This is a genomic window from Chryseobacterium sp. PTM-20240506 (genome assembly GCF_048296755.1).
GTDB classification, from domain to species: domain Bacteria; phylum Bacteroidota; class Bacteroidia; order Flavobacteriales; family Weeksellaceae; genus Chryseobacterium; species Chryseobacterium proteolyticum.
In genome coordinates, this window is record NZ_CP182581.1 from 1,491,648 (window position 1) to 1,513,097 (window position 21,450).

Below are 21,450 nucleotides of genomic sequence, written 5' to 3' on the forward strand. Positions count from 1 at the left end.
AATCTATATATTGACAACCACTCTTTCAAAGTTAGTCCTTTAAATTTTAATAACTATGATTTATGCAACAAATTGAAAGACTATTACAAACCTTTCTTTTTTTAATAGATGACCTTTACATATAATAAAAATATTTTAAAATGTCAAAAGAAAAAGATACAAAGAAAAAAACAGATAAAACACCTGCGGCAAAATCATTAAAAGAGAAGCGGGAAGACAAACAAAACAAAAGGAAAGAAAAAGAAAATGAAAGTCGCAACGCAACAACCTAAATGGTAGAAATAAAAAAAGAAGGAATTATACTCAGGAAAACCAACTTGAATTTTGAGAACGAAGGCGTTCTAAATCCTGCCGTTATTAAAGTAAACGGAAAGATACATTTGTTTTACCGTGCCGTGGCTAAGGGTAATTTTTCAACTGTCGGGCATTGTGTATTGTCAGATCCGCTTACGGTAGAAAAACGGTCAGATTCACCCATCATTGTCCCTGAATTTGAGTACGAAAAACACGGTGTGGAAGATCCTCGAATTGTAAAAATAGATGATTTATTTTATCTTACTTACACCAGTTATGACGGCATCAATGCTTTAGGAACATTAACGACTTCAAAAGACTTTAAATTCTGGAAGAATGAAGGAATCATTGTTCCTAAAATTTCTTATGAAGAGTTTAAGCTTTTATCAGAATCAGAGGGTTTAATACCTGATAAATATAGAAGATACAACGAATTTCAAATTAGTCATACTGACAGTGATCCTATTTTTTTATGGGATAAAAATCTGATTTTCTTCCCCAGAAAAATAAACGATAAATTTTATTTCCTTCACAGGATAAGACCTGAAATTCAGATTGTCAGCATAAAAAATATAGAAGATCTGAATTCTGATTTCTGGCAGGATTACTTTTCACATTTGAAAGACCATATTCTTTTATCACCTAAATACGATCACGAATCAAGTTATATCGGAGGAGGTTGTCCACCAATAGAAACAGAATATGGCTGGCTGATGATTTATCACGGTGTTTATGATACCGTTAACGGTTATGTTTACAACGCCTGTGCAGCTTTATTGGACCTTGAAAATCCGGAAAAAGAAATTTCCCGACTTCCTTATCCGCTTTTCAAACCCGAAGAAGAATGGGAACTGAAGGGTGAAGTTAACAATGTATGTTTCCCGACAGGAACCATTGTAGAAAATGACAGACTGCATATCTATTATGGAGCTGCCGACGAAAGGATAGCTGTTGCATCAGTTAGTATTTCAAAATTATTGAAAGAGTTGATGATGTACGCGGTATAAAGATAATCCATTAAGAATTATCCGATTAAAATTAAAGTAAATTATGAATAAAAATATCAATTCAGACGTGGAGGATAAAGCAATTAGACAATCTTATAATGACAAAAAGCACAAAACCAATAATATAACCAACATTGTCTTTGTAAGCACTTTTCCTCCAAAAGTATGCGGAATTGCTACTTATACACAGGATCTTATAAAATCTCTTCGTTCGAAATTCGGAGAATCTTTCAATACGATAATTTGCCCGATAGAAACAGAAGAGGAAAACTATGAATATAATGAATATACCGAGTATAAATTAAATATCTCAGATGCTGTTTCTTATTTGGAATTGGCTGCAAAGATCAATAAAAACGATACAGTTGAGTTGGTGATGCTTCAGCACGAATTCGGCTTTTTTAATGAAACCCGAAATGGTTTGTATCTTTTTCTCAAGAACTTAAAAAAAGATGTTATCATAACTTTTCACACTGTTTTGCCAAAACCGGATAAAGAGCTAAAGGAAAAGGTGAAAGAAATTGCCCATTTTGCAAAATCTCTTGTCGTAATGACTAGTATTTCTGCGGAAATTCTTTCGAATGATTATGAAATTCCTTTCGATAAAATTACGGTAATACCCCATGGAACACACCTTTTGCCATTCACAGATAAAATTGCGTTGAAAGAAAAGTATAATCTTAAAAACAAAAAGGTTCTTTCAACTTTCGGATTATTAAGTTCCGGAAAAAATATTGAAACGACACTGAAAGCCTTACCGGAAATCGTTGCTAAAAATCCTGATGTAATTTTTTTAATTCTTGGCAAAACACATCCTGCAATAGTAAGGCACGAAGGCGAAAAATATCGTGATTTTTTGGAAGATCTCACTTGTAAACTTCATTTGGAAAACAACATCCGCTTTATCAATGATTATCTGCCACTCCCGGAATTACTAGAATATCTTCAGCTTACCGATGTTTATCTTTTCACGTCAAAAGACAGAAACCAGGCAGTGAGCGGAACATTTTCCTATGCAATCAGCTGCGGATGCGCTATTGTTTCCACTCCAATTCCACACGCTCTGGAAGTTCTAAAGGAAGATACCGGAATTATTATTGATTTTGAAGCTCCAAATCAGTTGTCTGTCGCTGTAAATACATTATTAGAAAATGAAAGCAAACGAGAGGAGCTACGTCAGAAAGCATTGGAAAAAATGGCTCCGACAGCTTGGGAAAATTCATCTATTTTACACGCTTTATTATTTCAGAAATTCAGAAATAATAGAACAGAACTCAATTATACTCTACCGGAAATCAATCTTGGGCATATTCAAAATATGACAACAGATTTCGGTATGATTCAGTTTTCAAAGATCAGTAGACCGGATATTAATTCAGGATATACGCTGGATGATAACGCACGGGCGATGATTGCTATTTGCAAGCATTTTCAAATCAGTAAAGACAAAGCAGATCTGCAATTGATTTCAATTTATTTAAACTTTATTAAATTTTGCCAGCATAATGACGGGAGTTTCCTAAACTATGTAAATGAACAAAAACAATTCACTAATCAAAACTATGAAACTAATCTGGACGACTCCAACGGAAGAGCAATCTGGGCTTTAGGTTATTTAATTTCATTAAAAGAAATTTTGCCACAGAAATTGTCTGAGAATGCAGAGGAAATCATTCAGAAAAATCTTGTCTGGGCAGAAAAAATCCATTCTACAAGAGCAATGGCTTTTATTATTAAAGGATTGCATTATCAAAACTCAGAAAAAAATCTTCCCTTATTAAAAGAATTAGCAAATCGTCTAGTGAAAATGTATCAACATGAAGCAAAAGACGATTGGCATTGGTTTGAGAATTATCTGACCTACGGAAACAGCGTATTGCCGGAAGCTTTACTGTGTGCGTGGATTTCAACCAAAGACACGCTTTACAAACAAATTGCGGAAGAATCTTTCCAGTTTTTGTTATCTAAAATTATGATTGATGATAATATAAAAGTGATTTCCAATAAAGGCTGGATGCAAAAAGAAAACACTGAAAAGGACACTCCAATTGGTGGAGAACAGCCTATTGATGTTGCTTATACTGTTTTGACATTATCTGCCTTTTACAAAATTTTTAATGATGAAAAATATTTACAAATGATGAACAACTCATTCAACTGGTTTTTGGGAAAAAATCATTTGAATCAGATCGTTTATAACCCTGCAACAGGAGGTTGCTATGATGGGCTTGAGGAAAAAAATGTAAATCTCAATCAGGGTGCAGAATCTACCGTCAGTTATCTGATGGCAAGGCTTAGTCTGGAATTTCAATAGAATAAATAACTTCCTTTAATGATTAAAATGAAACATAAACTTAATAAAAGAAAAACTAAATTCCGTCTACTCAATAAAAAAAACAGCTTGAATAAAATCTCTCACGTTGAATTTGCCTCATTGCTTTATATCAGAAATACCAATATCGCCTTAAATAAAGACTTGGAAGAAATTCTTCGTATACTAAAAGAGCTGCAAAAAATAAATAAAAAATCCCGATTGGTTTTTAAGACTGTACATTGACTCAACATATTCTTTGGGAAACTATTATCAATGAGATATATCAAAATCTTATGTATATCAAACTCCAAATTGAATTCATAAAGGAAAATACTGTACAAGCAAACCACTTTAATTTTTCTTTGTTTTGGCAGCAGAATAAAATTTTCGTAAAAACCATTGAAGACAATTACGAAAAACTGGAGCTATTAGGACATCAAATTCTCCCCAACGAAGAATTACTATATTGGAGAGCAAACATGTGTAATATGTATGATGAGTTTTTTCATATCATGATTTCACTTTTAAATATTTGCAAAATAGAGCTAAACTTTATCAAAACCCATTCTCCTCATAATCTATCAGAGATCATGCAGAACATTATTATAAATATTCCAAAAATCAAAAATAGTGATAAACTTAAAAGGTATGAACGAATATATATTGAGGCCTTAAAAAACTATAAAGAAGAATTTATTGAAAAGCATAGTTTTTGGAATATCATATTAAAAGCTTTGACCATGAATAAAGATAAATCTCCCTCAGAACATACAATGCTAGGTAGATGGATTGATGGTAAGGATAGAAGAAAGATTAATACCATTTAAAAACAATTTTAACCTCATAAATTAATAGCATGAAACTGTTCACCTAAAATTGCCTTGATAAACAGTCTTTAGGTTATTTCTATACCGTTACTTCTATCCTTCTCAAATTTTCAAATAAGGTGATTAGCCACCGCATTAATGAAAGATTCATCAGAATTATTATTCTTCAAATCCCTAATTATAAAATAAACCTATGAATACTATACGCTTATATAAATTTAAAGATTCAATCACCAGGAAAATACCTTTTTTGAATAAGGAATCTAATTTGGATATTTTAGATGATCCGAGGCAAATTACAATGGTAGAAATTCAAATTGTTACGGAATATGTAATTAATATCTCCAGCGCTTTTATTTATGAAGATCTGTCGTACAAAGAATTGATACACCTATGCAGTTCTGCAAAACAAACTATAGAACATTATTTTATTAAAAACAACAATGACTATGATCTGATATAATATTTCTGAATTACAAAATTCTATCTACAACCTGAAATAAGAAGCTTTTATTATTTCCAATAGTGCATCCGCCAACCTTTTCCACTGAATTTTAGAAATTTCAATCATTCCTCCGAAACCTGTGAAGAGCTTTCTTATTTTATCAAAAAACCCTGCATATAAATTAGGATACTCGTTCCTTTCATAGATTCCTATCTTTATAAATTTATCACCCCTGTATACCTCTTCCGCAATAGATTTCCCAATAATTAATATTAAAAATCTTTCTTTCAGTATCGTTAAACTTCCTTTTAAATATCCTTTTAAGCAAGAATAGATAGAGAAAAATTTAATCGAATATTATGGTTAAATAAAATCTGTTTATTGATATTTTATTTTGATTATCTTAAGTTTCTGCAAAAAAACCATTGTCTGAAATCCCATGTCCCACTCAAACCACTTAGTTGCATTATTAGGTCTATGCGGATGCTTATGATGATTATTGTGATAGGCTTCGCCCCAGAAAATAAAATCAAATGGCAAAATATTCTTTGAAGTATTTGTTAACTTATAGTTTTCATAACCAAATTTGTGTGCCCACCAATTTACTGCCATTCCCTGTAGAGAACCCATTATTACAGTCACTGGTAAAAAAAGCCATTGCCACCAAGCCGTTGCCAATAAAGCATAAATAATTATATATGCAGCAATCCAACAAAATCTTGTAATATAATTGTGTGCTATTTTATCAAACCTCTCCCATTCCGGAAGATTCTTTTTGTATTTTTCTGCGGCATCTGTTTTTCCTATATAAAGGTTAAAATAGTTATTTCGTGTCGTCCACATCATCACAAAAGGATTAGGATCGTTGTGAGGTGAATGTGGATCTTCGGTTTTATCTGTATGTGCATGATGCAAACGGTGCATTAGACCATACGTGTAAGCGCTGATGTAAGAGGAACCCTGAGTAAAAAAACAGCCCAGGTAAAACATCTTTTCCCAAAATTTTGACATTGTGAAAAGATTGTGTGCAGCATAACGATGGTGAAAAACCGACTGAAAAAAAAGAGATGCATACCAATGAATGAGTATAAAAATGAATATTGCCATAAGTTTTAAATTAAAGTGAATAATTATCGTAGAAGTATTACGGAAGGCAAAGAAAAAATTATGCTTTATTGATTAGCCACTATTCACACGAAAATTAATTTTCATTCTGCAATTTCTTCTATAAGATACGACAATTTTGTGAATTTGGTTTGATTTTCTTTCAAAGATTTATAAAAAATAAAATATGATGTATTTCTTTACTCATCTATAAATTTACATTCTATCACTTTCAAACTTTCTTTATTTTGCAAATAGAATGGTTTATGTAATGTTTCATGAGACAGATAACCTATTTCAATTATAGAAATTCATTATAAATATTTATCATATTTTTTAAAATCTCAGTCAAAATGTGAAAGACAATCGAAGTAAAACCAAGTCAAATTATATCAACTTCGATTTTTTTATATGCTTAAGATTATATTATAAAAACTCTATAACTATAAGAAATCAAATGCTAATTCGCAATAGCCAATTCTTGTTTAATTTGGCTCAAACGAACTAAATCATCGATAAAAGTGTTTGAAGATTTGCTCGTCAAGGTCACTAAAGCCAGAAGGCGCCAGCTGAAGACAGTTGGCGCCTTTTTTTTGCTTTTAATTCCAGAATCCAGATTAATCTTTTTTTAACTTGCCTAAAAATTCAATTACTATAGTTTCACCACCGCGCTCCCCTGCATTTTCCCGCTGTGTATTCTATCAATATATTCGGGCAGTTCTTCAAGACTTATTATTTTTGCTAAATCGTTAAGCTGTTGAGAGTAGACAAGGCAAAAAATATCCTTTTGGGAACCACAAAACCGGTAAGCGAAATTGCTTACGAGCCCGGTTTTGAACATCCTTCCCACTTCATCAAAATTTTTAAAACCAAAGCCGGAATTTCTCCACTGCACTTCAAAAAGCAGTTTCCTGAGCAGAATTAAATTAAGTCTTTAAAGTGTTGCTGCGATATTTTTCGGGCTAAATCCAAACTGTTTTTTAAAGGCATATGAAAAATGAGAAAGATCTTCAAAGCCCAAATCTACATAAATTTCTGAAGGTGACTGCTGTTTTTCCTTCATTAAAAAATAAGCTTCATCCAGTCGTTTCTGTAAGATCCATTTGTGTGGAGAAGAGTGAAAAATCTTCTCAAAATCGCGTTTGAAAGTTGCTAAACTTCTTCCTGTGAGATAAGCAAAACGTTCGAGATTGACGTTATATTTATAATTTTGAATCATAAAAGATTCCAAATCAATTTTAAAAGGCTCTGAAAAATCGAAAAGAATATTTTTGAGCTCAGGCTGAATCTCGATTAAAATAAATAATAACTCTTTAATTTTAAGGTCAATAAAATCTTTGGTCAGCAGTTTCGGGTTTTCAAGAATGGTTTGCAACGAGGTGATGTAATTTTGAAGCACAGCATTCACTTCTATTGAAACCAAAGGCTTTAAAGCTTCAGAATGGTTGGATAAAAAATGATATTCTTTCGCCATAGTCTGTAAAACCTCCTGATTCAGATAAATATTCATGCTTTCAAAACTTCCTTTTTCGGGCGGACATTTGGTAAATTTCACCAACTGATTTTTCCGGATTAAATTAAAATCACCTTCCTTCGCAATGTATTTTTCCTTACCGTCAGACAGCACAAATTGTCCCGAAATTTGAAAAGCAAGGACGTGCTGAGGAACAAAATTTTCGCCTTTTCGGCTTACCTCGTGATAGCAGGAATAGACAATATCAGATTTTTCCATTTTAATTTATGCTAAAAGACAAAGCGTCATTTTTTGAAACAACGCTTTATCAAATGTACAAAATATTATTGCAGAACTGCTTTCGGTTCAAGATAAGCTTCCAAACCATACACACCGTATTCTCTGCCAATTCCAGACTGTTTGAAACCGCCAAACGGAACCATTGGGTCGTGGCGGAAACCGTTGATACATACTCTTCCCGCATCAATTTGTGAAGCCACTTTCTGAGCTCTTTCCACATCAGATGAACTGATGTAAGCCGCTAAACCATAAGGCGTATCGTTCGCGATTTTTATTGCTTCCTCTTCCGTTTTGTAAGGGATAATGGATAAAACAGGACCAAAAATCTCTTCCTGAGCAATTCTCATTGTATTGTTTACGTTGGTAAAAATGGTCGGTTTTACAAAGTTTCCGGCTTCCAGTCCTTCAGGCTTGCCTTCTCCTCCGGCTAATAAAGTTGCCCCTTCTTCCAACCCTATTTTTATGTAATTCTGAACTCTTTCAAATTGTTTTACACTCACCATCGGTCCCACATTTGTATTTTCACTTTGTGGCAATCCTACAATTACTTTTTCTGCCGTTGCTTTGGCAATTTCATTCACTTTATCAATCTGATTTTCAGGAACAAGAAGTCTTGTTGGTGCGATACAGGCCTGTCCGCTGTTCATATACGCCCCGAAAATCGCTGTAGGAATCACTTCTTCAAGATTGGCATCATCCAAAATAATATTGGGTGATTTTCCTCCCAACTCCAGAGTTACTCTTTTCATTGTATCGACCGCAGTTTTTGCAATAAGTTTCCCTACCGCCGTAGAACCTGTGAACGAAATCTTGGAAACATCAGGATTAATAGTTAATTCCGTTCCGACTACATTTCCCAAACCTGTCACAAAGTTGATAATTCCTTTGGGCAAACCAGCATCGTGAAAGGCTTCCATCAAAACCTGAGTCTGCAGACCGCTCATTTCACTTGGTTTAATGACCACTGTACAACCTGCCGCAATCGCTGTCGCCACTTTACTGCAAACCGAACTGTTACTGGCATTCCACGGGGTTATAATTCCTACAACACCGACAGGTTGTAAAAGAACTTTTGAAGAATTAATGGTTTGTTCAAATTCAAAATTTCTGATAGATTCTATCATTGAATCGAACCAACTGTTGGTGTTATTACTGCTTAAAGTAACAAACTGTTTGCTTCCTCCGTATTCTTCGATCATTACGTCGATGAGCTCCTGATTTCTTTTCTCTACCGCATCTTTAAGCTTTTCAAGATAGGAAATTCGCTCATCCACTGTAGATTTTGAGAAGGTCCTGAAAGCTTCTTTTGCTGCTGCGATGGCGTTTCTGGTATCAACTTCGTCTGCCAGAGTTATTTCTCCTATTTTTTGGTTATTAGACGGATTGATTAAATCTAAAGTTTCTGTTCCGTGAGGCGTTACAAACTCGCCATTGATGTAAATTTTGTTTACTGTTCTCATTTCTAAAATTTTATAGGACAAAGTTAGATGAGAAACGAAAAATAAACTTTGTAAAAAAGCTCAATGTGAGTTTGTAAAAAAGTTCAGATTATAATCCTGAACTTACTTAACTGCTTCTTTTTTATACTGAACAGGTGTTACACCAGGAAAGCCTGTTTGCACACTCTGCTGTCCATTAATGGATGAAGAGGAAGTGAAAGATTCAGATATTTGTTGTATGATATTAAATCATTAAAGGCTTTCATAGCTTCAAAATTGTAAAGTTCTTCCTAAAACTTTTAGCAAATGTTTCGATATTTCTTCATTCAAATAAAAAAAAGCGGACGAAAAAATTAAACCAGGTTATGTTATTTTTTCTGCTCAAAGATTTAAGTATAAACGATCAATACTTTTCTTGAACCACACAAGCAAGTAAATTGAACCGTACACAAAAGTAGAATATCCATTAATACCTGAACTTTGTCCTATTAAATTAAATAAATCAAAATGTCAGAAATTAAAAAAATACAGTTAGGTCAAAATGGACCTATGGTTTCAAAGCTTGGTTTGGGATGCATGAGAATGTCATCAGTTTGGGGCGGTTCGACACCTGATGAAGCAGAAAGTATTGCTACTATTCGTCAGGCATTGGATAATGGAATAAATTTTCTCAATACCGGAGATTTTTATGGTGCAGGTCATAACGAGATGCTCATTGGAAAAGCAATTAAGGGAAGACGTGAAGATGCATTCATCAGTGTGAAGTTTGGCGCTATTTTCCACAATGGTCAGTGGATTGGAATGGATCTTCGTCCTGTAGCAATCAAAAATTTTGTCAATTACTCTCTTACCCGTCTGGGAATTGAGACCATTGATCTTTATCAGCCAAGCAGGATGGATGGCAGTGTTCCGATAGAAGATATTATTGGAACAATCGCCGGTCTTGTTGAAGAAGGGAAGGTACGTCATATCGGAGTATCGGAGATCACAACGGATCAGCTTCGTAAAGCTAATAATATATATCCAATCAATGCTTTGGAAATCGGATACTCTTTGGCAGACCGCCAGATAGAAGAAGATTTATTACCTGCCGCCCGAGAATTAGGAATCGGTGTCATCGCCTTCGCAAATACAGCGGAAGGGCTTTTGAGCGGGGATCTTCAGTCACCATTATCAGAGAATGATTACCGAAATCATTTCTCCCGTTTTAAGAGTGAAAACCTGATTCATAATCTTGAAAAAGTAGAAGTGCTCAAGCAGATGGCTCTACGCAAAGGTTTCACACCGACACAGCTTGCTATTGCCTGGGTAAAGGAACAAGGTAAGAATATAATGCCGCTCGTAAGTATGAGCCGCAGATCGAGACTACCTGAGAATATTTCTGCAATGGAAATTATATTCACTCCTGAGGAAATGAACATTTTAAACACTACATTTGCAATAGGCGCCATAAAAGGCGGCACCTATCTTCAAAGATAATGGAAAGTCCAGCAGAGATTTTACCCGGCGTTATATTTTATTCCTATCTTTCTTCGGAGCAGAAACAAAAGGTCTGCTTTTGGAATCATCATACCTTAGTTTTACAGGTTTCAGGTCAACTTGTCTTGGAGACCTCAGAGCAGAATATTTCCATCTCTGCGGGAGAGGTTTTATTAATACGAAAAAATCAATTGGGAACCCTTACCAAAACACCTCTTCCCGGCGGACATTATGAAACTATCGTTATATCTCTGCAGGAAGATCTAATGCGTAAGATTATTTTGGAGGAGAGAATGGAAGCGGCTGGTAAATACATTGGACTTCCTAATTTGATAATCCCTCATAATGAATTTCTAAAAGGATATTTCCAGTCTATTGTTCCCTATGCCAGAAACTCAGGTGCTCAAATGACCGACGAAATGGGACTTTTAAAAGTGAAGGAAGGCATTAAACTTATGATTCTTGCCATGCCTGAACTACAAAACTTTCTATTCGATTTTTCTGAGCCTTACAAAATAGATCTTGAAAAATTTATGCTCAGCAATTATCATTTTAATATTTCGGTTGAAAAATTTTCCCAATTGACAGGAAGAAGCCTTTCAGGATTTAAGAGAGACTTCCAGAAAACATTTGGAATGCCCCCGCGAAAATGGCTGCAGGATAAAAGATTGAATGAGGCAAGACATCTCATCGAAAGTAAAAACCAACGTCCATCTTCCATTTATCTTGACCTGGGATTTGAAAGCCTTTCTCATTTTTCCCATGCTTTTAAAAAGAAATTTGGAAAAGCACCTACATTAGTTTTGTAAAAAATGATAATTAATACATATGAAGCGGCTCTGGGTAGGTTAAAACTCTTCAGAGCCGGCTTTTATATGAGTCTGATACTATTTGATATTTTAATGTACCAAACTATATTTTCCAATCTAACTATCTAGTAATATCATACTATTTCCTATTTCTTAATTAAATCTTCATTTATAATTAAAAGACCGTTGAATCCAAGGTAAGGCCTACTATTCTACTAATTTTTTTGATTTGTAGAATTAAAAGCCATAGACAAAAAATTAATAGAAATTATTTGTAAAAATGAATTTTGTAACTCTTGGTTAATTTGGCTTAATCGAACCAAATCATCGATAAAAGTGTTTGAAGATACGCTCGTTAAGGTCACAAGACCTACATTTGAAGATTTCACTCTTCGATATCGGTTTTTTTTATGTCCTAATCCGTTATATATTTCGTATATTAAATATATTGTCCCCTAATATTTACAAAAAATTGATTCCTTTTTTCATAGATTCTAAACACTAATATACTTTTTGAGTACTTCAAGAAGATCTGCCTGCTTTACAGGTTTGGGAAGAAAATCATTCATTCCGGCCTCAAGGCACTTTTCTTTTTCACCCAACACATTTCCTGCCGTAATGCCTATGATAGGTATATGTTCATATCCTGGCAGCATTCTGATATTGCGTGTTGCCTCAATACCGTCCATTATTGGCATTTGTACATCCATCATGATAATGGAAAAGTGTTTTTTCCTGCATTCTTCCAAAGCCTGCAGTCCATTGACTGCTTCCGTCAGATGTATATTGGGAGCAAAAGATTTCATTATCCTATTATTCAGGACCATATTTACTACGTTATCATCAACCAAAAGCACTTCTAATTCCGAGGTAAATACATGCGTAACTTTCTCAGAATAATCCTTAGTAATTTCTACTGAATAACTTTGGTCTACTTTTTTTAAAGTTTTGTATAAATCATGTGATTTGATGGGTTTCAAAAGTAAATGTGCATTATCAATTTTTCTAACTGAATTAAGTATGCTCAGTTCTTCAGAAGAAGAAGAAAGTACTATAAAGGGTGAAGTCTCTTTTCGCTGATTGAACAGCTCTGTTATTTTATTTATTGTTTCCAATCCGGACATAATAGGCATATGATAATCCATCAGGATAACATCAAATCTCTCACCTTTCAACAAGATCTCTAAGGCTTTCATCCCATTAGAAGCCAAGGTAGACTTGATATTTTTATAGGTAAGCATGTGCTCAAGAATAATCCTGTTGGTTTCATTATCATCAACCACTAAGGCCGTTTTTATAGTTATTTCCTCCTCCTCTCTCACTTGAGGAATCTCGTAAGGAATCTCAATGTCAAAGAAAAATACAGACCCTTTTTCCCTTACGCTGTTCAGCGACAAATGACTTCCCATATATCCCAGGATAGTGTTAGAAATCGTAAGCCCCAGACCCGTGCCACCATATCGTTTACTGATGGAACTGTTTTCCTGAGTAAAGGCATTAAAAATATATTTCTGTTTCTCAACAGGGATGCCAATTCCTGTATCTCGTACCGAGAAGCGCAAAGCGATTGTACGATCATTCATGTGCAACTTCTCTACTTTTAGCTCAATCTCTCCCTTTTCTGTAAACTTCACAGCATTCCCCAGAAGATTGATCAAGATCTGTTTTAACCTTGCTTCATCCATAAAAAGTATTTTTGGAAGGCCCGGCTCAATATTGAGAAGTAGTTCGATATCTTTTTTTTGGGATTGATAAATGATCACATTTATTACCTGGCTTAACATATCATAAACATCACATTTTTCAATCAAAAGCTCCATTTTTCCGGATTCTATCTTAGAAAAATCCAATATATCATTGATGATGCTAAGCAGGTTTTCTCCTGACTCATTGATGTAATTCAGATATTGCATCTGTGTTTCATTCAGCGGTGTCGTAAGGAGAAGGTCTGAAAAACCAATAACTCCGTTTAAAGGAGTCCTAATCTCGTGACTCATATTGGCCAGAAATTCGGATTTTGCCTTGCTGGCTATATCTGCTGTTTCTTTGGCATTTTTCAGTTCTTCATTTATCTTTACAGCATTTGTAATATTCTGTATAGAAATAATTACACCACCTATTTCATCTTTTGTAAGATACCAGGGTCCAACTTTAAGATCGTAATGCTGGATTTCTTCTTTTCCTTCTACTTTTAGCGTAAAATCACCGTTAATATACGTTTTCCCCAATAGTGCATTCTCATAGATCTCTTTTCCTTTTTCGGGAATATTAGGTGATATCGTGAATAGATTATTGCCGATAAGATCTACATTATTCATACGGAATTCCTCTCTCCATCTGCTGCTTACAGCAATATAGTTAAGGTCTTTATCAAACATCGCCAATGGAACAGGAACATCAGTGGCAAAAGATTGCATTATTGCCTCCTTCCGGGAAACCTCAAGAAACATTTTTTTAAATGCATCAATGTCCTGAATGATTCCGAAAACCCTTTTGCAAATATCATCTTCAAATTCAGGAATACCTTTTACTCTTACCCAGGTCGTAACTCCATCATTACGTAAAAGCTGAAGCTCCTCATCAAAAGGAATTCCTTGTTGTATTGCCCTGTTAAACAAATATTTTATTCTTTCTCCACTTTCTCCTTTGTAAAATCCCAAGGCATTTTCAAAAGTAGGCTGGAGATCATCTTTCAGTTTGTGAATTTCTCTTGTACTTTGAGACCAAAAGATCTTTCCGGTCTTCATATTGACCTCCCAACCTCCAACCTGGGCTACTGAACTTGTTTCCTCAAGCATTTCCTTAGTATCAAACAGATCTTTTTCTAACTTACCACGACGAATAAGGTCAGATTTTAGTTGTATATAAACAAAAACGGTTACACCAATGGCTGCAATGGCTGAAAAGATGATGAACAAAACCGTCCACTGGGAAGATTTTTTCAGATCTTCATTTTTTATAGCAAGTTGAACTTCCTCGTGTTTTACAAATTTCTGGACGAGCCTGCGACATCTGTCCATAGCTTCCTTGTTTTGTACAAGTTCTTCCGGACTCATTAATATTCCTTGTTGACGATTCTTAATAAGTAAGGCATATTCCTTCATCATTTGTGAAGCGTCTAGCAGTTCATTTAAGACCTTAATCTGATCTTTATTTTTAAGATTAAGCCTATCTTTATTCGAAACGAGCAACGGATATTCATCTTTGCTTTTATTGAAAGGTTCAAGAAAATTTTCCCGGCCGGTAAGCTGATACCCTCTATTTCCCGTTTCAGCATTTAAAAGAGTATTTAATATATCTTTTGCTAAGCTTATAGATTCTTTACTTTTTATGAGGTTTTCCCTATTCTCCATCTGCTTATGTATGCTGATATAAGATGCTATAGAACTAGCAATCAGAAGTACCAAAGAAATCACTACACCAATTTTAAGATTTCTTATAATTTTTTTCGGCATGGAATAGTATTTTATAATAAAAATAGGTCATTTTATATTAGTAGCAAATTAATTTAGAAATTTGTCGGAAAATATTGGAAATGAGTACAGATCATAATGAGTCTATATTCCGGAGAGAAACTTTATATTAAAATGCTTATTATCAATTCCGAAAAATTTCAGTTCTGTATGAGAATTGATGCGTCATTCTCCCGATCTGACTGCTGCTTTGTACGAAGAAGCAGATAAGGAGAAAGAAAAGCAGCATATTGCATTATTTCATTGAATCACAATCAATTTATGATAGAATATTTACAGATTATATAGCCTGAGAATTTCCACCAATTCAGGTATGGATCGTATCTTCAGCTTCTCAAACAACCTGTTTTTATAAGTACTGATCGTTGATGAATGGAGATTCAACTGATTAGAAATTTCTTTAAGGGGAAGGCCTTCTGCAAGTTTATTGGCAATTTGCAATTCCCGGTCTGATAGTGCTTCAAGGGGAGAATTTTTTCCTGAACCGGTTAATGATTCAAAAAAAATCGCTTCTTTTATATTATCACTGATATATCGGCCCTTACTGATCATCGCCGTTAAAGCAGTCTCAATTACTTCAGCGGAGCTCAGCTTGCTTAGATAGCCTCCTGCCCCCATTTTTAGATAGCGCATCCCATACAGCTCTTCATCCTGTGAAGAAAATATCAGAGTTTTTAATTCAGGCTGGTGAATCTTTATGTAATCTATTGCTTCCTGAACAGTACCATTAGGCATATTAACATCCATAATGGCCAGATCCAGCTTTTCATTCAGAATTAATTTGTACAGCGATTTATAATCCTCTACTTCTGAAATGATGGCATCGGGTATCAATCGTTTGATCGTTTGTATCAAGCCCATCCGAACGATACCATGATCATCTGCTACTACAATACGAATGTTTACTTTTAAACCCATTATTCTATAAATTTATGTAAAAAAAGGGAAACCGTAGTGCCATTATCTTCAGTGGAAATGATTTGGATGTTTCCATGCAGCAAGGATATAAAATTTTTTACAATTTTCAAACTTAACCCAGCTCCTTTCTCGCCGGCAGTCCCAAGGAATATAGGATTACCATACGTATAGATCGCAGGTAAATACTTTTCATTGATTCCCATTCCGGAATCAATTACAGAAAGCACAACCTGATCACTCTCTGTAATTACCTGTAAATAAACATCCTGTCCCGGAAAGGAATATTTTACCGCATTGTTAAAAATTTTATCTAAAACGTATTCGATCAACAGGCGGTCGCTTGTAAGAAACGCGTTATGATCTCCCTTAAAATAAAATTGAATATTTTTTTCTTTTAATTTAGCAGTGTATTTTTCTTCTAAATAGTGAAAAAGATCTATCACCATAATTTTAACGGGTCTAATCTTAAATTCCCCGTATTGCGTTTTTAGCCAGGCAACGCTGTCCTGGATAGTTTGCAGATTCTTCTGGGCATCTTTTTTTACCTGCGGCAACAACTTAAAAAAATCTTCCTCACTTATGGTCTTCTGCTCTAGCTCCTCTGTCAGCCACAGAAAGGTTCCAACAAGTTCTTTTGAGTCATGAGACAATATCGAGATCAGTCCGTTCTTAAAATTGATTTCGTTTTCGAGTCTTTCAATTTTCAATTGTAGTTCGTTGATAAAATCATTCATAAATTAAGTATCACAGTTTTAGAAGCTTTTGAATTACTTTTTTGAAGAAGGCAGAAAGGTATATTGTTTCAATATGATTAAAAAATACAGTTCAGCCCTTTCTTCCAGGAGTTAGCAAGTTATAAAAAATATCATATTAGTAAAAAGAAAAATGAAATAGTATCTATTTGGAAACAATAAATGCATTATTTTATTAATTAAAACTTGCTTTGCATGACGTGATATTTCAGCAGGGTTTCTACCCTGTAAAACCGTTTACCGGCACTACCGGAAATGGTAAAAGATGGAGCATGGGACAATATCATCAGATTACTGATCGAATCTGGCTCAATGATGCAAATTAAAAATAGGTGCCTGAAGCGGTAATAATTGATAGCCAGACACCAAAATATATTAGGAATCCTGGACAGTTTTGTGTTTGGACCAACCGCTATAATTGACCCTCTGCCATAAAATATTGGAATGAAATACTTACAAAAAGAATTATTTGAAGATATAAAGCTTATTTATGCCTATGGAGCTTTTTAAGGAATTCCGCCGGCAATTGAAAACAAGAGATGAGATTGAAGTTGAAATTCTAAAATATTGACTACTCTAAAGTATTGTTAAATTGCCGTAAAGCTATAATAAACATTGATAGAGTAAGTGGTATTTTCCTTTCCTACCAAACTTTGAGCACCTGCAGGTGGTATGGTGTATCTTATGTTCAGTCCCCGGTCCAAAACCGGTGCTCCGTTAAAAAGTATTTTTTGAGGAGTTTTGGATAAGGGAACATTTACAGAACTTCCATCTACACCTATTTGTAATATGTTGGAATTGATATCGGTCTGGAGGCCACCTTTCTTGAAATAATTTTCGTCCGATTTTACATAGAGCTCGAAATTTTCATTGTTGGAAAGCATAATTTGGTTTGGAACCATTTGTGACTGACCATTGGTGTAATGGGCAGCGGTATTAAAATTGAAATTTACATTTCGGCCGGAACTGGGAATGGTAATCTCCGACAGAGGGAGCACCTTTATCTGAACAGCCGTATTTTGTAAACTATTGATTGAGCTATCTATGCTTCTGGCATTGAAATTCAATTCAAACGTATAAGTTCCAGCTTCAAAAAAATTGTTTTTAAAATCTTCCGCAGACACATGAAGCTCTGGAATGAAGCTATTTCTGTTTCCCGCTACAACACTGAAATTAGCCGTTGAAAAATTCTGAAAATCGGCAGATAAGGCTTTGGTCGTGAGAGCTGAGCCATTGCTAGCCAATTTAATGCTTGCTATATTTCTGGTTCCTGAAACACCTTTAGAGGAAGTGAACTGAACGTTAGTGGAAGCAGCTTTTGCCCAAAAATTAAAATCGACCGTATTCGCGATTTCCGTATTCCCCAAATCCCATACCCGCGTGCCCGTATTACGATAGTCATTCAAAGAAGATATTTCTATGTATTTTGTTAAAGAGTTTGTAATCCATCGTATAGATGAAGGAATCACTAAAATAGTTTTAAAATTGCGTGGTGTAAAATCATTATAATTTTGAGTAATTTCCATGGAGTAATTCCCAGCCCGAAAGGTATTGGCAGTAAATTGTGAAGCAGGAATTTTAAATGTAAAATTGATATTTCCCCGATTGAACCCTCCCCCAAGACTGGTCGATGGTGGTTCAAACCATTTTATGGCGCTTGTACTGAACGACTGAAAACCTGGTAAATAACCTGTTAATCCGGTATATGGTAGCTGCCCACCCATACTTTCCAACTGCCACAGTAGAATGGAAGCGGGTAAAGTAAGCGAGGAAGAAGAGTGGGTAAAAGTTGGTCCCGAAACAGAGGTAAATGTAGGAGCTGTCGGGAGTATCCCTAAAAAGGCATAATCCCAGTTTGTTCTGTTGGCGTTCGTCATTACTCTTGTAGGTACTGAGGTAAATTCGCTCCTGTTAAAAATATTATTTTCAGGAACCGAAAGGTACACATCCTGAGCTTTCGTAGCTGTAGATCCGCAAAGTACAGTAAAAATTCCTATTAAAAAAGCCCTCTTCTTTTTCATACTTTTAAATTTAAAACTTTTTCACCTTAATGATGGTGTCTTTCTTCTTGTATTCAAAAACCACGGTTTTTGAGTAACCTTCTTTTGTCACCAAAATGGTTTGGGTGGGTTGTGTATAGCTGTATTTGTCATTTTCAATATAGAGATCATACTTGCCGTCTTTGAGGAAAAACTCAAACTCATTCTTTGGGTTAACCACTGCGGTATAAATTTTACCATCTTCCCCTTTTGCATATACTACAATCCCCGTTACATCTGTTTCTACAGTATCGTAAGCTTGTTTAATCTCCGTTAATTTCCCAGTTACTCTGATGTTTTTTACCAAGCCTACTTTGCGGTTGATATTATTGTGCACCATAATGACAGGATCCGTCATCAACCGGGAGCCCGCACTTTCGTTCACCTTCAGGGTATAAGTACCTTCAGGAACATTCTGAAAAACTACTTTTCCATTCTTATCCGTCATCGCTACATAATTGTCCAGTTTTACAATTTCATTAGCAAGTACCGATTCACCGGACTCCAGAAGTCCATTATAGTTTTTATCTTCAAAGAACTGGAATGCCACTTTATGATTTCCTAGAGCCGTAGCGGTGGTAAAATATTTTTTAATTCCCACCCTGAACTGGTAATAACTGCCGCTGCTTGCATATTCAGCCGTAGATTTATAACCGGAAAGATTAAAATAACCTGTGGTGGACCAGGAAGGCGAAATCTTATATTCCAGATTACCGGTAATATTGCTGTTTAAATTTTTATAAAGTTCCGAATAGAAGGCTCCGGCAGAAAAAGATCCGGTCAGATTATGATTGAGCATCTGGAAATTATACGAGGCGTATACATTGTAGTTGGCAAAATTACGGTCTGCATTGTAATAAGAAGTTAAATCAAAGACACTGGTAGCATTCCATTGGGCTGTTCCGTTAAGGGAAAATGATTTATATCTGTAAGATAAAGTTGTTTTCAGACTATTGAACCAGTCCTGTTTATTGTTCTCTTTTGAATAAGAATATTCCGCCGTTAGGTTGAATCCATGAGCACCTAATGTCGTGCTTATATTGGCTTCCAACTTGTATGAAAAAAGCTCCTGTGATGTATAAAAATTAGCTGTTTTCTGGTTTTCAACCTTTGGAGAAAGTAGAAAATTCCACTTCTTTAAAGAAAACTGATAGCCTAACCCCAAAGCTTCTGTACTGTTGAAATAATAGCGCAAATTAGCGGTATTCCCCGGTTGGATTGGCTCACTTTGGAAACTTAGGAACTCAGGTTCTACCTGCGAATTCTGATATTGTATAAAAGCGCGTTGAGAAGCGGAAAATTGGTGACCGATTCGCTGATTTGAGAAAAAAGATCCCCGCTTGATCCCTGCATAGCTTTTAGTGGCAAAGGAATTGAAAGATTGTATATCCCATCTCCCTATTTTCCCCTCATAATTGGCTCCCATTAAAGCTCCAGCATTTTCATCTTTATTCGAAAGACCTTCTTCGTGGCTCAGGCCCATCTCCATGCGGATGGTGTGTTTGTCATTAATTAGCAATGAAGTTACTGCATTCGCTACCTGTGTATCTATGTTAAAGCGCGGATCATGGTCGAAAATATAGGATACTTTCCCGTTGAAAGATTTAGCATTCCCAAAACCATATTTTGCACCCACCATGGTAGATCCTTTTGTTTGTTGGAAATAAGTACCATACAAGTTATAATTATTTTCAAGCGCAAGAATTTCAATCTGATTGTTTTTACCAAATTTCGTAGAAACTTTCCCTCCTCTACCGAAAATCGGGTAATCGTAATCATTGCTATTAACATTTCCCACCCGTAATACGGTATTTTTTCTCTCCAATTCCAGCCAGGTATCATAGAAGTTATAACGGCCGTCTTCATGATAGTAATCTGCACTAATATTGAAACGCGATCTCAAATTATCTGTCACCCGAAACGCTGTATTTCCTCTCAATTGAAAATAATTGAAACCTGAACTGTTTTCATTATAACTAATTTCCGCAAAATTACTTCCGCCCATCGCTTCGTTTTCCCGGGCAATTTGTCTGTTGTGCGATAAAACGACCAGATAGAGCGTGTTGCTTCCTATTATTTTATTATCAAGCAGATCTGTGACTATTGCATTAATATTAAATTCGGGATAAATTGTATTCTGTTTTCTGACCGCAATTTTGATCTCAATCGTTTGTTTTTCTAAGCCCTCCAGAGATACGGTTTGTTGTTTTGGCATCATTTCCAAACCATCGGGAATGGATTGCAAATCAATCTTAACGGTTCGTTTACTGTACCCTTGGTTTTCTACAGTCAGCAGGATTGAGGATTCGGGCACAGCAGGGTTAATGAAATTTTCGTATGTAGCTGTATAAATTGCGACATTTTTGTTCTCGCCTTTGGTAACGAAGAAAGAGGCATTTTCAGTTCTGGTGATCGTCGGGGTAACGTACGAAATCTGGAATTGGATCTCATTGGACCGAAGTTTCATAAAATCCACGTTGGCGATCAGTTTCACAGGAAGATTTTTAGACTGGCCCGCACCTAAGATAAAATCATTTTTAGGATAGAAAAGCAATCCCGGATATTTTTCCTTGGGTACAATATTCTGAATGGTAATCTCTTCAGAACTTTTATTCTCAATAACCAGGAAATTGCTAAAAGTAGAACCTTTCTCAACAGCTACGCTGTCATTTTCAAAATGGATTTGAATATCCTTCTTTTCCTGTGCAAAGGCCAACGAAAAGTGCAGAAAAACAATTACAAAAAATAAGATTGTTCTTCTTAGCAATGATATCGGTATTCCATTCTGTGGTTTCAA

Annotated in this window: 16 protein-coding genes; 8 read left to right on the forward strand and 8 right to left on the reverse strand. The window is 35.2% G+C overall.

Features of this window, described 5'->3' with window-relative positions:
• The first annotated feature begins 140 nt into the window (after window positions 1-140).
• The 5 genes from ACNFU2_RS06720 (at window position 141) to ACNFU2_RS06740 (ending at window position 4,905) form a co-directional block, all read left to right on the forward strand.
• Window positions 141-272, forward strand: a complete 132-nt coding sequence (locus ACNFU2_RS06720; RefSeq protein ID WP_262484053.1) for a hypothetical protein — start codon at window positions 141-143, stop codon at window positions 270-272.
• Window positions 273-1,301 carry a pesticidal protein Cry7Aa gene (locus ACNFU2_RS06725; RefSeq protein WP_172279012.1) on the forward strand — a complete coding sequence of 343 codons (1,029 nt, stop codon included), beginning with the start codon at window positions 273-275 and terminating at the stop codon, window positions 1,299-1,301. It begins immediately after the preceding gene.
• A 43-nt stretch (window positions 1,302-1,344) separates the two neighbouring features.
• Entirely contained in the window at window positions 1,345-3,615 is a 2,271-nt protein-coding gene (locus ACNFU2_RS06730; RefSeq protein WP_418124323.1) for a glycosyltransferase, read from the forward strand.
• A gap of 293 nt (window positions 3,616-3,908) precedes the next feature.
• A complete protein-coding gene (locus ACNFU2_RS06735) occupies window positions 3,909-4,442 on the forward strand; it encodes a hypothetical protein (RefSeq protein WP_418124325.1) in 534 nt (177 codons plus the stop codon).
• A 193-nt stretch (window positions 4,443-4,635) separates the two neighbouring features.
• Window positions 4,636-4,905 (forward strand): heme oxygenase, encoded by a 270-nt coding sequence (locus ACNFU2_RS06740; RefSeq protein ID WP_306612782.1) that lies wholly within the window; start codon window positions 4,636-4,638, stop codon window positions 4,903-4,905.
• A gap of 360 nt (window positions 4,906-5,265) precedes the next feature.
• On the opposite strand, the gene ACNFU2_RS06745 is transcribed toward ACNFU2_RS06740, so the two are convergent.
• Window positions 5,266-5,994, reverse strand: coding sequence for a fatty acid desaturase (locus ACNFU2_RS06745; RefSeq protein WP_273648384.1), 729 nt, complete (start codon window positions 5,992-5,994; stop codon window positions 5,266-5,268).
• A 754-nt stretch (window positions 5,995-6,748) separates the two neighbouring features.
• Between ACNFU2_RS06745 and ACNFU2_RS06750 the strand changes: the two genes are divergently transcribed.
• Entirely contained in the window at window positions 6,749-6,916 is a 168-nt protein-coding gene (locus tag ACNFU2_RS06750) for a helix-turn-helix domain-containing protein (protein WP_418124328.1), read from the forward strand.
• 9 nt (window positions 6,917-6,925) lie between these two features.
• Here ACNFU2_RS06750 and ACNFU2_RS06755 read toward each other — a convergent pair whose 3' ends face one another.
• Window positions 6,926-7,723, reverse strand: a complete 798-nt coding sequence (locus tag ACNFU2_RS06755) for a helix-turn-helix domain-containing protein (protein WP_418124330.1) — start codon at window positions 7,721-7,723, stop codon at window positions 6,926-6,928.
• A gap of 65 nt (window positions 7,724-7,788) precedes the next feature.
• Window positions 7,789-9,204: an aldehyde dehydrogenase family protein gene (locus ACNFU2_RS06760; RefSeq protein ID WP_418124332.1), complete on the reverse strand. Its 1,416-nt coding sequence runs from the start codon at window positions 9,202-9,204 to the stop codon at window positions 7,789-7,791.
• Window positions 9,205-9,690: 486 nt separating this feature from the next.
• On the opposite strand from ACNFU2_RS06760, the gene ACNFU2_RS06765 reads away from it, so the two are divergent.
• Together ACNFU2_RS06765 and ACNFU2_RS06770 are read left to right on the forward strand one after the other, a co-directional pair.
• Window positions 9,691-10,662: an aldo/keto reductase gene (locus tag ACNFU2_RS06765; RefSeq protein ID WP_345987783.1), complete on the forward strand. Its 972-nt coding sequence runs from the start codon at window positions 9,691-9,693 to the stop codon at window positions 10,660-10,662.
• Entirely contained in the window at window positions 10,662-11,471 is an 810-nt protein-coding gene (locus ACNFU2_RS06770; RefSeq protein WP_418124334.1) for a helix-turn-helix domain-containing protein, read from the forward strand. Before ACNFU2_RS06765 ends, ACNFU2_RS06770 begins: the two co-directional genes overlap by 1 nt.
• Before the next feature lie 494 nt (window positions 11,472-11,965).
• Here the strand turns inward: ACNFU2_RS06770 and ACNFU2_RS06775 are convergent, their stop codons facing one another.
• From ACNFU2_RS06775 to ACNFU2_RS06795, 5 genes are all read right to left on the reverse strand, one after another.
• Window positions 11,966-14,926 (reverse strand): response regulator, encoded by a 2,961-nt coding sequence (locus ACNFU2_RS06775; RefSeq protein ID WP_418124336.1) that lies wholly within the window; start codon window positions 14,924-14,926, stop codon window positions 11,966-11,968.
• A gap of 291 nt (window positions 14,927-15,217) precedes the next feature.
• Window positions 15,218-15,862, reverse strand: a complete 645-nt coding sequence (locus ACNFU2_RS06780; RefSeq protein ID WP_418124338.1) for a response regulator — start codon at window positions 15,860-15,862, stop codon at window positions 15,218-15,220.
• Entirely contained in the window at window positions 15,862-16,596 is a 735-nt protein-coding gene (locus ACNFU2_RS06785) for a sensor histidine kinase (RefSeq protein WP_418124340.1), read from the reverse strand. The genes ACNFU2_RS06780 and ACNFU2_RS06785 overlap by 1 nt, the downstream gene beginning before the upstream one ends.
• A 605-nt stretch (window positions 16,597-17,201) precedes the next feature.
• Entirely contained in the window at window positions 17,202-18,635 is a 1,434-nt protein-coding gene (locus tag ACNFU2_RS06790) for a hypothetical protein (RefSeq protein ID WP_418124342.1), read from the reverse strand.
• Window positions 18,636-18,645: 10 nt separating this feature from the next.
• Window positions 18,646-21,450, reverse strand: a complete 2,805-nt coding sequence (locus ACNFU2_RS06795) for a hypothetical protein (protein ID WP_418124344.1) — start codon at window positions 21,448-21,450, stop codon at window positions 18,646-18,648.